The organism is Bradyrhizobium sp. CCBAU 53338, assembly GCF_015291665.1.
Lineage (GTDB): Bacteria > Pseudomonadota > Alphaproteobacteria > Rhizobiales > Xanthobacteraceae > Bradyrhizobium.
This window is the reverse complement of the sequence record NZ_CP030048.1, coordinates 2,252,394-2,264,770: the sequence shown is the minus strand read 5'-3', so window position 1 is coordinate 2,264,770 and position 12,377 is coordinate 2,252,394. Positions and strand designations below refer to the sequence as shown.

At 64.5% G+C, this 12,377-nt stretch carries 10 protein-coding genes; 7 read left to right on the top strand and 3 right to left on the bottom strand.

Annotated features, from left to right (window positions below; genetic code table 11):
- Positions 1 to 7 precede the first annotated feature (7 nt).
- Positions 8 to 1,564: a histidine ammonia-lyase gene (gene hutH / locus XH90_RS10635; protein WP_194481118.1), complete on the bottom strand. Its 1,557-nt coding sequence runs from the start codon at positions 1,562 to 1,564 to the stop codon at positions 8 to 10.
- Positions 1,561 to 2,775 (bottom strand): imidazolonepropionase, encoded by a 1,215-nt coding sequence (gene hutI / locus XH90_RS10630; RefSeq protein ID WP_194481116.1) that lies wholly within the window; start codon positions 2,773 to 2,775, stop codon positions 1,561 to 1,563. The genes hutH and hutI overlap by 4 nt, the downstream gene beginning before the upstream one ends.
- Positions 2,776 to 2,859: 84 nt before the next feature.
- Here hutI and XH90_RS10625 point away from each other — a divergent pair, with 84 nt between their 5' ends.
- The 6 genes from XH90_RS10625 to XH90_RS10600 all read left to right on the top strand — a co-directional run bounded on the left by XH90_RS10625 (position 2,860) and on the right by XH90_RS10600 (position 8,843).
- Positions 2,860 to 4,218, top strand: coding sequence for a formimidoylglutamate deiminase (locus XH90_RS10625; RefSeq protein ID WP_194481114.1), 1,359 nt, complete (start codon positions 2,860 to 2,862; stop codon positions 4,216 to 4,218).
- Positions 4,215 to 4,943 (top strand): histidine utilization repressor, encoded by a 729-nt coding sequence (hutC, locus tag XH90_RS10620; RefSeq protein ID WP_194481113.1) that lies wholly within the window; start codon positions 4,215 to 4,217, stop codon positions 4,941 to 4,943. The genes XH90_RS10625 and hutC overlap by 4 nt, the downstream gene beginning before the upstream one ends.
- A 105-nt stretch (positions 4,944 to 5,048) precedes the next feature.
- The gene (locus XH90_RS10615) at positions 5,049 to 5,993 is read left to right on the top strand and encodes an ABC transporter substrate-binding protein (RefSeq protein WP_194481111.1); all 945 of its coding nucleotides are present in this window, start codon (positions 5,049 to 5,051) and stop codon (positions 5,991 to 5,993) included.
- A gap of 69 nt (positions 5,994 to 6,062) precedes the next feature.
- Complete coding sequence (locus XH90_RS10610) at positions 6,063 to 6,836, top strand: ABC transporter permease (RefSeq protein ID WP_194482655.1); 774 nt, start codon at positions 6,063 to 6,065, stop codon at positions 6,834 to 6,836.
- Positions 6,833 to 7,618 (top strand): ABC transporter ATP-binding protein, encoded by a 786-nt coding sequence (locus XH90_RS10605; RefSeq protein WP_194481109.1) that lies wholly within the window; start codon positions 6,833 to 6,835, stop codon positions 7,616 to 7,618. Before XH90_RS10610 ends, XH90_RS10605 begins: the two co-directional genes overlap by 4 nt.
- Positions 7,611 to 8,843: a Zn-dependent hydrolase gene (locus XH90_RS10600; protein WP_194481107.1), complete on the top strand. Its 1,233-nt coding sequence runs from the start codon at positions 7,611 to 7,613 to the stop codon at positions 8,841 to 8,843. The genes XH90_RS10605 and XH90_RS10600 overlap by 8 nt, the downstream gene beginning before the upstream one ends.
- Here the strand turns inward: XH90_RS10600 and bamA are convergent.
- Positions 8,840 to 11,356 carry an outer membrane protein assembly factor BamA gene (bamA, locus tag XH90_RS10595; protein ID WP_194481105.1) on the bottom strand — a complete coding sequence of 839 codons (2,517 nt, stop codon included), beginning with the start codon at positions 11,354 to 11,356 and terminating at the stop codon, positions 8,840 to 8,842. The genes XH90_RS10600 and bamA overlap by 4 nt on opposite strands.
- A 241-nt stretch (positions 11,357 to 11,597) precedes the next feature.
- Between bamA and XH90_RS10590 the strand changes: the two genes are divergently transcribed.
- Entirely contained in the window at positions 11,598 to 11,966 is a 369-nt protein-coding gene (locus XH90_RS10590) for a hypothetical protein (RefSeq protein ID WP_246755766.1), read from the top strand.
- Positions 11,967 to 12,377 lie beyond the last annotated feature (411 nt).

Below are 12,377 nucleotides of genomic sequence, written 5' to 3'. Positions count from 1 at the left end.
GACCTCTTCAGCTCAGCCTCGGAAACGGATCGGATGAAAGCGTGGCGAGCGCCGCGGCCGGCAGCGCATCGGCTTCGATCAGCGCGGCGGCCTTGGCAAGATCGCCGGCCATGTAGCGGTCGGCGCCCAGCGCAGGAACCTGCTCGCGCAATGCCGCGATGACGGCGGCGAGCGGCGCGCTGGTCGCATGCGGCGCGCGCAGCGTGATGCCTTGCGCGGCGACCAGAAACTCGATGCCGAGGATGGAAGCCAGATTGTCGGCCATGTCGGACAGCCGACGCGCGGCATGCGCGGCCATCGAGACGTGGTCTTCCTGGTTGGCGCTGGTCGGCGTCGAATCGATCGAGCAGGCTGCCGCGCGCTGCTTATTCTCGGCATAGAGCGCAGCCGCCGTCACTTCGGCGATCATGAAGCCGGAATTGATGCCTGGATCCGGCGTCAGGAACGGCGGCAGGCCGAAATTGAGCGCGGGGTCGACCAGCGTCGCGATGCGCCGCTCGCTGATCGCGCCGATCTCCGACAGCGCAAGCGCGATCGTATCGGCGGCAAAGGCCACCGGCTCGGCGTGAAAATTTCCGCCGGAGACGATCTCGCCGGTCTCGACCAGCACGAGAGGATTGTCGGTGACGGCATTGGCCTCGATGATCAAGGTGCGCGCGGCCTGCGTGATCAGGTCGAGCGCGGCGCCTGCGACCTGCGGCTGACAGCGCAGGCAATAGGGATCCTGCACACGCTCGTCGCCTTCGAGATGCGACAGGCGAATGTCGCTGCCATCGAGCAGCGCCATCAGCGTTGCAGCCGCGGCGATCTGGCCGGGATGACCGCGCAGCGCCTGGATTTCGGAACGGAATGGAGCAGTCGAAGCCATCGCCGCATCGACCGACAAGGCGCCGGTAACCAGCGCGGCGCGGGCGAGACGAAATGCGCGCAGGACGCCAGAGATGGCGTAAGCCGTAGAGAACTGGGTGCCGTTGATCAGCGCCAGGCCCTCCTTGGGGCCCAGCGTCAGCGGCGCAAGGCCGGCGGCGACGAGCGCCTCTTGGCCCGACACGGTCTTGCCATCGACGATGGCCTGCCCCTCGCCGATCATCACTGCGGTCATGTGCGCGAGCGGCGCGAGATCGCCGGAGGCACCGACCGAGCCTTGCTGCGGCACCAGCGGATACACGCGATGCGCCAGCATGGCCTGCAACTGCTCGATCACTTCGCGGCGAACGCCGGAGGCGCCTCGCCCGAGCGAAACGATCTTCAGCGCCATCATCAGCCGCACGATCGGCTCCGGCGTGACCTGGCCGACGCCGCAGCAATGCGAGACGATGAGATTGCGCTGGAGCAGCGCGGTCTGATCGGGCGGAATGCGCTTCGACGCCAGCTTTCCAAAACCGGTGTTGATGCCATAGACCGGAGCTGCGGCAAGCGCGGCGTTCGCGACGATTGCCGCCGCCGCCTCGACGCGCGGCCAGAAGGAGGGATCGAGCTCGACGCGAGCGCCGCCGAGCACGCGTGCGAGATCATCGAGGCTCACCATGCCCTTGACGACGACCGCGGCGCCCGACTCCGTCACTGGCCCCTCCAGACACGACGATGCAGCGGATTGAAGCCGATGCGATAGACGAGCTCGGCGGGACGCTCGATGTCCCATATCGCGAGGTCGCACCATTTGCCGGCTTCCAGCGTACCCGTCTCATCGAGCACGCCGAGCGCCCGCGCGCCTTCGCGGGTGATGCCGGTGAGACATTCGGCGACTGTCATCCGGAACAGCGTCGCGCCCATGTTCACGGCGAGCAGCAGCGAGGTCAGCGGCGAGCTGCCGGGATTACAGTCGGTCGCAAGCGCCATGTGAACGCCGAGCTTGCGAAACACCTCGACGGGCGGCTTCTGTGTCTCGCGGATGAAGTAGAAGGCGCCGGGCAGCAGCACGGCGACGGTGCCGGCCCTGGCCATCGCGGCCGCACCGGCCTCATCGGTATGTTCGAGATGGTCGGCCGAGAGCGCGGAATATTTCGCAGCCAGCGCAGCACCACCGAGATTCGAGAGCTGGTCGGCATGCAACTTCACGGGCAGACCAAGCCCCTTCGCCGTCTCGAACACCCGGACGGTCTGTTCAGCCGAAAATGCAATGCCTTCCATGAAGGCATCGACAGCGTCCGCAAGACCCGATTTCGCGACGTGAGGCAGCATCTCCTTGCAGACGAGGTCGATGTACCGATCCTTGTCGCCATCGGCCTCGACCGGCAGCGCGTGCGCGCCGAGAAAGGAGCTGCGGATTGCAACTTTCCGCTGACGGCCAAGGCTGCGCGCAGCGGAAAGCTGGCGCATCTCGGTCGCGGTATCGAGACCATAGCCGGACTTGATCTCGACTGTCGTTGCGCCCTCTCCGATCAACGCATCCAGCCGCTGCAGCGCGCTCGCGACCAGCTCGGCCTCACTCGCCTTGCGGGTCGCAGCCACGGTCGAGACGATGCCGCCGCCGGCGCGCGCGATCTCCTCGTAGCTCGCGCCCTTCAGGCGCAGCTCGAATTCATGGGCGCGATTGCCGCCGTAGACGAGATGAGTGTGGCAATCGACGAGGCCTGGCGTGATCCAGCGCCCCTCGCAATCGATCCGCTGAATCGCGTCCGCATCGATAGGAAAGTCTGCCGCCGCGCCGGCATAGACGATGTGGCCGCCACGGATGGCGATGACGCCATGCTCGATCTCGCCCAGATCGGGATGGTCGGCCCGCATCGTGGCGAGCCGGGCGTTGTGCCAGATCCGGTCGAAACGTTCTGCCATGCGCTGGTCCCTTCAGCCGGGATGCTTGACTTATATGTCTAGACATATAATCGTAAGACCGTTCTGTCCAGCCGGCGTGTCACCATGTCCCGACTGCATTTCGCTTCCGCGCTCCTGCCCTCGGGCTGGGCCAATGACGTGCAAGTGGTGATCACCGCCGGCGCGATCGCCGAGGTGACGCCGGGTGCAGCGCCCATCGCCGGCGATGAGCGCCACGCCATCGCACTTCCGGGACTTGCGAGCCTGCATAGTCACGCCTTCCAGCGCGGCCTGGCGGGGCTTGCCGAGATGCGCGGCGATTCCACCGATACTTTTTGGACCTGGCGCGAGACCATGTACCGCTTCGCGCTGGCGATGACGCCAGACGATATCGCTGCCGTTGCAACGCTGCTGTATGTCGAAATGCTGGAGCGGGGTTTTACCCGCGTCGGCGAATTCCACTATCTGCACCACGATCGCGACGGCTCGCCTTACGCCGATCCCGCCGAGATGGCCGCGCGCATCGCCCAGGCTGCCGAAGCTTCCTGTATCGGCCTGACGCTGCTGCCGAGCTTTTATGCGCACGGGTCCTTTGGCGGCGCGGCGCTGCATGACGGCCAACGCCGCTTCATCAACTCGGTCGATCAGTTCGCCAAGCTGATGGCCGCCTCGCGCAAGGCGATCGCAAACTTGCCGCACGCCAATATCGGCATCGCGCCGCACAGCCTGCGCGCGGTGGCGCCGGACGAACTCGCGGCGATCCTCCCGCTTGCCGAGGTCGGTCCGGTGCATATTCATGCTGCCGAGCAGGTGAAGGAAGTCGAGGATTGCCTCGCCTGGTCCGGACGACGGCCGGTGCAATGGCTGCTGGAACATGCGCCCGTCGATCAACGCTGGTGCCTCATCCACGCGACGCATATGACGGACCAGGAAGTCGGCGCATTCGCCAAGACCGGCGCGATCGCAGGCCTGTGTCCGGTCACCGAAGCGAGCCTCGGCGACGGCATCTTTCCGGCGCGGGAATTTCTCGACGCGGGCGGTTCGTACGGTGTCGGCACCGATTCCAACGTGCTGGTCGGCGTCGCTGACGAGTTGCGCCAGCTCGAATACGGCCAGCGGCTGAAGCACCGCGCACGCAACGTGCTCTCGAGCGGAGCCGGCCGTTCGACCGGCCGCACACTGTTCGACGATGCCCATGCGGGCGGCGCGCGGGCGCTGGCTCAGCCGACAATCGGCCTTGCTCCGGGCGCGCGCGCCGATATCGTCACGCTCGACGCCGCGCATCCCTCGCTGGCCGGACGCGCGGGCGACGCGGTCATCGATGGCTGGATCTTTGCGGCCGGCATCGGCGCGATCGATTGCGTCTGGGCCGGCGGCAACAAGGTCGTCGAGAACGGTCAGCACAAACTGCGCCAGGCTGCGCGCGAGCGCTTCGGCACGGCGATCCGGAGGCTCGTCGCATGAGCCTTGCCACCGATGCAGCCGACAAGCCGACGCTCTACAAGCGCATCCGCGCCGATATCGAAAAGCGCATCCTGACCGGCGAATGGCCGCCGGGCCATCGCATTCCCTTCGAGCACGAGCTGGTCGCGCGCTATGGCTGCTCGCGCATGACGGTGAACAAGGCACTGTCGGAACTCGCGCAGGCCGATCTGATCGAACGACGACGACGCGCCGGCTCCTTCGTGCGCCGGCCGCAGCATCAATCGGCCGTGCTCAAGATTGCGGACATCCGAGCCGAGATCACTGCGCTAGGGCGCAGCTATGGCTACGAGTTGATCAGCCGCAAGCTGCGCGCCGCGACCACGGCCGACCGCGAACGTCTCGGCGTCAAGAAGGCCAGCAAGGTGGTCGCGATCTCCTGCCGTCATAGCGCCGACAAGGTTCCATTTGCAGTTGAAGACCGGCTGATCGATCTGTCGTCGGTGCCATCTGCTGCGACCGCGGATTTCTCCCGCGAGCCGCCCGGCTCATGGCTGCTTCACCATGTCCCATGGACAGAAGCCGAGCATACGATCAGCGCCATTGTTGCGGATGATCGCACGGCGGAAGCGCTCGACATCGCCGTCGGCGCGCCCTGCCTCGTGATCGACCGCTATACCTGGCGCAGCGCGCGCACGATCACCGCGGTGCGCCTGCTCTATCCCGGCGACTCTCACCGCCTCGTCGCGCGATTCAAGGGAGGTTGAGAGAGCAACGTCGGCACAAATCGTGCAACGTTTCCACAAACGGTCCCCTATGGACCGGCAGAGATCAACAAGACGTCAATCCATCCGGGCAAGAGGACGACAATCATGCGTAGTTCGACAATTTTTGCGACAATCATTGCTCTTACGGCCGCCACTCCCGCGCTCGCGGACGACGTCAAGGTCGGCATCGGCATCTCCGGATGGACCGGCTTCGCACCGCTGACGCTGGCGAAGGAAGCCGGCATCTTCAAGAAGAACGGCCTCGACGTCACCATCAAGAAGATCCCGCAGAAAGACCGCCATCTCGCCATCGCCTCCGGCGACGTACAGTGTGCGGCAACCACGGTCGAAACCTGGATCTCCTGGAACGCCAACGGCGTCGCCACCAAGCAGATCTTCCAGCTCGACAAGAGCTATGGCGCCGATGGCATGGCCGTGCGCAATGACGTCACCTCGATCAAGGAGCTGAAGGGCAAGACCGTCGCCGCCTCTGCGCCCGGCACCTCGCCCTATTTTGCGCTGGCCTGGATGCTGAAGAAGAACGGCCTCACCGTGAAGGACGTCACCGTCGTCAACCTCGAGCCGGCCGCCGCCGCGCAGGCCTTCGTCTCCGGCCAGAACGATGCCGCGATGACCTACGAGCCATACCTGTCGACCGTGCGGGCCGCACCGGACAAGGGCAAGATCATCGCGACCACGCTGGACTATCCGATCGTGATGGACACGTTCGGCTGCACGCCGAAGTTCCTGAGCGAGAATCCGAAGGCGGCGCAGGCGCTGGCCAACAGCTACTTCGAATCGCTCGACATGATCGCCAAGGACCAGGCCAAATCCTACGAGATCATGGGCGCCGACGTGAAGCAGACCGGCGCGCAGTTCGGCAACTCGGCAAAGTATCTGCGCTGGCAGGACAAGGCCGCGAACCAGAAGTTCTTTGCAGGCGACTTCCTCGCCTTCAACAAGGATGCCGCCGAGCTTCTGCTCGAGATCGGCATCATCAAATCAGCGCCGAAGGTCGAGGACCTCTACGACGCCAGCTTCATCAAGTAAGCCCTGACATGCTCCGGTCCCGCCACAGGGTGGGACCGGAGCATGATCGACCATTCGGATCAACACTCGATGCGTCCCCTGGATTCCGTGACATCGAAGCAGCGCGTGGCCTATGGCCTTGCGTTCTTCGTGCTGTTCGTCGCTCTCTGGTCCTGGGCGACCTTCGGCGGCCATGTGTCAAAGACCTTCCTCGCCAACCCGCTGACCATGGTCCAGGAAGGCTACGACCTCCTGGCCAAGCAAGGTTTTGTGTTCGACATCGGCATGACGATCTGGCGCGTCGTCGGCGGCTTTGCGCTGGCAGCGATCATCGCGGTGCCACTCGGCGTGCTGATGGGCGCCTACAAGCCGATCGAAGCGTTCCTCGAACCGTTCGTCTCCTTTGCGCGCTATTTGCCCGCCTCCGCGTTCATCCCACTGCTGATCCTGTGGGCCGGCATCGGTGAATTGCAGAAGCTGCTCGTCATCTTCATCGGCTCGGTATTCCAGGTCATCCTGATGGTCGCCGTCACCGTCGGGGCGACGCGGCGCGATCTGGTGGAAGCCGCCTATACGCTCGGGGCCAGCGATCGCGGCATCATCCGCCGCGTGCTGCTGCCTTCCTCCGCGCCCGAGATTGCCGAGATCCTGCGGCTGGTGCTGGGCTGGGCCTGGACCTACGTCATCGTCGCCGAACTGATCGGCTCGTCCTCGGGCATCGGCCACATGATCACCGACAGCCAGGCATTGCTGAACACCGGCCAGATCATCTTCGGCATCATCGTGATCGGACTGATCGGCCTGCTCTCGGACTTCATGTTCAAGGCGTTCAACGCCTGGCTGTTTCCGTGGAGGCTCGCATGACCGCCCTCAGGATCGAACAGGTCTCGCGAACCTTTCCCGCGCGCCATGGCAACGCGCCGACCAGGGCGCTGGAGCCGACCGACCTCAGCATTGGCAACAACGACTTCGTCACCATCCTCGGCCCGTCCGGCTGCGGCAAATCCACCCTGCTGCGCATCGTCGCCGGCCTCGACCGTCCGACTAGCGGGCGCGTCACCCTCGACGGACGCGAGGTCACCGGCCCGGGCGCCGATCGCGGCATGGTGTTCCAATCCTACACGCTGTTTCCCTGGCTCACGGTGCGCGAGAACATCGCCTTCGGGCTCCGCGAACGCGGTGTGCCGGAAGGCGAGCGCAACAAGCTCGCCGACGCCTTCATCCGCAAGGTCGGGCTTGCAGGCTTCGAGAACCACTGGCCGAAGCAACTCTCGGGCGGCATGCAGCAACGCACCGCGATTGCGCGTGCGCTTGCCAATGACCCCAAAATCCTGCTGCTCGACGAACCATTCGGCGCGCTCGACAACCAGACCCGCGCCCTGATGCAGGAAATGCTGTTGGGAATCTGGGAGCGCGACCAGAAGACCGTGCTGTTCGTCACCCACGATATCGAGGAAGCGATCTTCCTCGGTAGCCGCGTCATCGTCATGAGCGCACGCCCCGGCCGCATCAAGGCCGAGATCGCGGTGGACCTGCCGCATCCGCGCTCCTACAAGATCAAGACCACGCCCGAATTCGTCCAGCTCAAGGAACGGCTGGTCGAGGAAATCCGCACCGAGGCGCTGAAGGTTGCCGAACATGCCTGACACCAAACCGCACGCCAATGGCGAACGCGTCCTCGCCGATCTCAATGCGCTCCGTGCGCTGGGTGCGTACAAGACAGGGGTGCACAAGCCGACCTTTTCCGAGCCACACAAGCAGTCGCTGGACTGGCTGGTGCGAAAGCTGCCCGAGGCCGGCCTCACCGGCGCCATCGACGGCATCGGCAACATCGTCGGCACCAGCGCCAAGCCTGGGCCGAAGCTGCTGGCCGGATCACACCTCGAAAGCCAGAACTACGCCGGCTGGCTCGATGGCCCGCTCGGCGTCGTCTATGCGCTCGAGGCGGCGCGCGTGCTCAATACTGATCCGACCGTGAAGGGCGCGGTCGAAGTCGCCGCATGGTGTGACGAGGAAGGTCATTTCGGCAGCTTCCTCGGCTCGCGCTCTTTTGTCGGGCAGGTGAGCGAGGCCGAGATCGACACCGCGCGTGACCGCACCAGCGGCCGCACCATGCGCGACGCGCTTCTTGAGATGGGGCTCGCCGGACGCCCGCGCGTCACCGCCGAGCCGGGACGACACGTCGGCTATCTCGAGGCACATATCGAGCAGGGCGACACGCTCGAGAGCGGCCAGCTCGCGATCGGCGTCGTGACCTCCATCGTCGGCATCTGGCAGTACCGCATCACCTTCACGGGCGAGCAGAATCACGCCGGCACCACGCGCATGGCCGTGCGCAAGGATGCGGGCCTTGCGCTGGCGAAGTTCTGCGTGGCGATCGACGAGCGCTTTCCGGCCGCATGTGGATCGCGCACGGTATGGACCACGGGCCGCATCACGCTCGATCCGGGCGCGCCGAGCATCATTCCCGGCGGTGCCGAGATGCTGTTCCAGATTCGTGACGACAACCCCGCCGTGATCGCGCGGCTGGAGGAACTGCTGCGAACGATGGCGGCAGATGCCGCCGCAAGGGGCCCCTGCTCCGTCACCGTGGAAAAAATCCGTACCGGCGCCCCCGCCATGATGAACGCCGGCTTTCAGGACGCGATCGAGGCCGCGAGCAAGACGCTTGCCGGTGGACGATCGCTGCGCATGCCGAGCGGCGCCGGCCACGACGCGCAAATGCTCGCGACCATCATGCCCGCGGGCATGCTGTTCGTGCCCTCGATCGGCGGCATCAGCCATCACTGGACCGAGAACACTGCCGATGCCGACATCGTCACCGGCGCGCAGGTCTTCGTCGACGCCTGCCGGCGGATACTTGCCGGCTAGAACGACGTCCCGCCGCCGAACCTGAACTCCTGCACGACGTCATACTTGCCCTTCGTCAGCGGCACGGCGTAGTCGAAGCGCAGCGGGCCGAACGGCGAGGCCCAGATCAGTCCGACGCCGACCGACGATCTCACCACGCTGCTGTCGTCATATTGCAGCCCGCAGGTCGGACAAGCCTTGGTGCTGACCTCGCCTGTCGCCGCCCACGAGGTTGGCCCCTGATAGCCCCAGAGCGAGCCGGCATCGGCGTAGACCGCGCCCTTCAGACCGACTTCCTTGGGCAGGAACCAGAACGGCATCTGCAATTCCATCGACGCCCCCCAGTATTTCGTGCCGCCGAGCGCATCGCCGGTGGCGCCGTAGCTCAGATAGGTGATGTCCCGCGGACCGATGCCGTTGGAGGCGAAGCCGCGCACGAGGTTCGGGCCCATCTGGAAGTGATCCAGCATGCGCAGATCGTTGTTGCCGATCTTGTTGAGAACGCCGCCCTGCAGATGGATCACGCTGACGATCTCGGACACCAGCGGCGTGTAGTATTTGGTGTCGAGTGCGGTCTTCAGATAGGTGACGTCGCCGCCCACCCCGGCAAAATCCTGCTTGAAGTCGACGAGCAGCCCATCGGTCGGGTTCTTGGTGTTGTCGAGCGTGTTGTAGGTGAGCGTGTAGCCCAGCGCCGACGTCAAGGTCGGACCATTCGCCAATTCCTTTCGGACCGGCAGGCTGGATTCGCCGTCAGCATAACAACCATAGCCGTAGTAACCCGAACTCGTTGAATTGGTGGGATCAACCCCGCCGAGCACGCTCTGGATATAGGCCGGCGTCGGGTTGAACGCCAGCGACGTATTGGCTGCGTTGTTGTTGCAATTGTTGTAAGCGCTGGCGAGCGTGATGCTCTGCTGATAAAGCGAGTAGCGGAGCTGAAGCGACAAATCCTCGCGTAGCGCGAAGCCCAGGCGCGGCGAGAAGCCTAACGTCGTCACGCCATAACTCGTATAGCTGTTCGCCAATTGCTGGCGATAGTAGGTGTCCAATCCGAGCGCGATCCGTTGGTCGAGCAAATATGGCTCGACGAAAGACAGCGACACACCGCGGGCGTACTGGCCGTAGGTCACCGACGCCTTGGCATAGAGCCCCTTGCCGAACAGGTTGCGCTCGGAGACCGAGACTTCGGCGAGTGCGCCGTCGGTGGTGGAGTAGCCGCCCGATATCGAGAAATCACCGGTCGATTTCTCCTCCATGTCGACGATCAGGATCACACGGTCGCTGGAGGAGCCCGGCTCCGTGGTAATCTTGACGCTCTTGAAATAATCGAGGTTCTTCAGCCGCCGCTCGGCACGGTCGACCAGCGCACGGTTGTAGGCATCGCCCTCGGAGAGGTCGAATTCGCGGCGGATCACGTAGTCGCGCGTGCGGGTGTTGCCGCGCAGATTGATGCGCTCGATATAGGTGCGCGGCCCCTCGTCGACGTTGAACACGACCGAGACGGTGTGCGCCTCGAAATTGCGGTCACCGCTCGGCCGCACCACGGCGAAGGCATAGCCGCGGCGCGAGGCCTCGATCTGCATTTCCTCGGTCGATTTCTCGACCATCTCGACATTGTAGAGCGAGCCGACATTGACGCGCGAGAAGCTGCGCAGCACGTTCGCATCGAAATTGGCGATGCTGGAACGGAACTCGACCGTGCCGACGCGGTATTTCTGGCCCTCCTCGATCTTGAAGCTGACGAGAAATCCCTTCTTGTCGGGATCGTATTCGGTCAACGCCGCCACCACCTGCGCGTCGGCGAATCCGTTCTTCAGGTAGAACCGGCGGATCAGGTCGCGGTCGGCCTCGACGCGGTCGGGGTCGTAGACATCGCCGCTGCTGAGGAAGCTCAGCAGATTGCTCTCATGGGTCTTGATCACGTCGCGAAGGCGCGCCGCGGAGAAGGCGCTGTTGCCGATGAACTCGATCGACTTCACGCCGGTCTTGGCGCCTTCGTTGATCGTGAAGACGAGATCGACGCGGTTGCTCGGCTGCTCGATGATTTCTGGGGTGACGCGCACGTCGTAGCGGCCCGAACGGCGGTAGATCTCGGCGATCCGCAGCGTGTCGGACTGCACCATCGCCCGCGAGAAGGTGCCGCGCGGCTTGGACTGGACTTCGGCGGTGAGTTGCTCGTCCTTGATCTTCTTGTTGCCCTCGAACGCAACACGGCCGATCACGGCGTTTTCCACCACGGACACGACGACATGGCCGCCTACCCTGTTGACCTTCACGTCCTGGAACAGGCCGGTTTCGACGAGGGCCTTGAGGCCGTCGTCGAGGGCGACCTGGTCGAACCGGCCGTTGGCGTCGGCCCTGAAGTAGGAGCGAACTGTCTCGGCCTCGACGCGGCGATTGCCCTCGACCACGATCGCGTCAGTGGCTTGCGCCGCCGCTGCCGGCTGCGGCAGCAGCACCGCGGTCAGTGAAGTTGCAATCGACACACCACCCACGACCGCCGCGACAAGCCAGGCCCGCAAAAACGACATTCCACACCTCAAGAGCACCTGATCTGCTCTGAAACGGGAAAGCTGTGGCCACGGTGTGGCTTTCAGGTTGCTGTACTGTTTCTACGGATTGAGTTTGATTGAGCCGCCAGCGCATAGAGCGCCGTGCGCGCGACGTTTGGGGGAGGAGCCAGTAACATCAGGCAAAAGAAGCCTTGTTTACACTTTCCAGGGGCGATGCGAGAGCCGCAGACATCAGCCGATCCGCATGGGATGCCCGCACATGAAACTGCCCGTCACCACCAGCGTTGCGCTGGTCGCCATTCTCACCTCCACCACGATCTGCAATGCCGACACATCAGGCAAGCGCGACCGGACGCAGCCGTCAAAACAGAGCGTCTACGTGTACGGTCCGCACGGCCCCAACCGGACCTATCGGTCGGATTCCCGCACGCGCATCTATGTCAGCAAGCGCTCGTGGCTGGATGGTGGGACCGAGGTACTGCCCGGCGACCGCAAGTTCAGCGATTACGCCTTCCCGCCGGGCAGCTCGTTCGCCAGCCAGAACAACAACCGGCCGCTCAGCCGCCAGCCGCTCAGCCCGGCCTCGGACATCGGCGGATTCGAGCAGAGGATTCCGATCTCCTGGTGAGCGGATGGTCGGGCAGCCACGGGGATTGATGCCCCCTAACCGGTTAGAAAATCTGAGTTCTCCTTCAGTCCGGGGTAGCCCCCCGCGCTCCCCAAAGTTGTTGCATGGCCAGAACGCAGACTCCTGTTGCATGCTGCGATATCCCGTCCACTCGAATGCGCTTCGCCTGAAGTCATCGAGACGGTACGTTGACGCGATTGAGGCAAATGATACGATTTCACGGTGCCCGGCCTACGTGATCAACCGGGTGCAGGAATGAAGGCGTGAGGGGGCAGCCCCATCGCGCCGAGCGTCGCACGTGCGTCCTGCCCTTCATGCGTCCCGCACGCGGAAACAAAGAAACCGTAACGGCGCGCTTTGCCGCATCGGGGCAGCTTTATGGAGGGTGAGGCGGAGCGCGGGGCGAGCCTG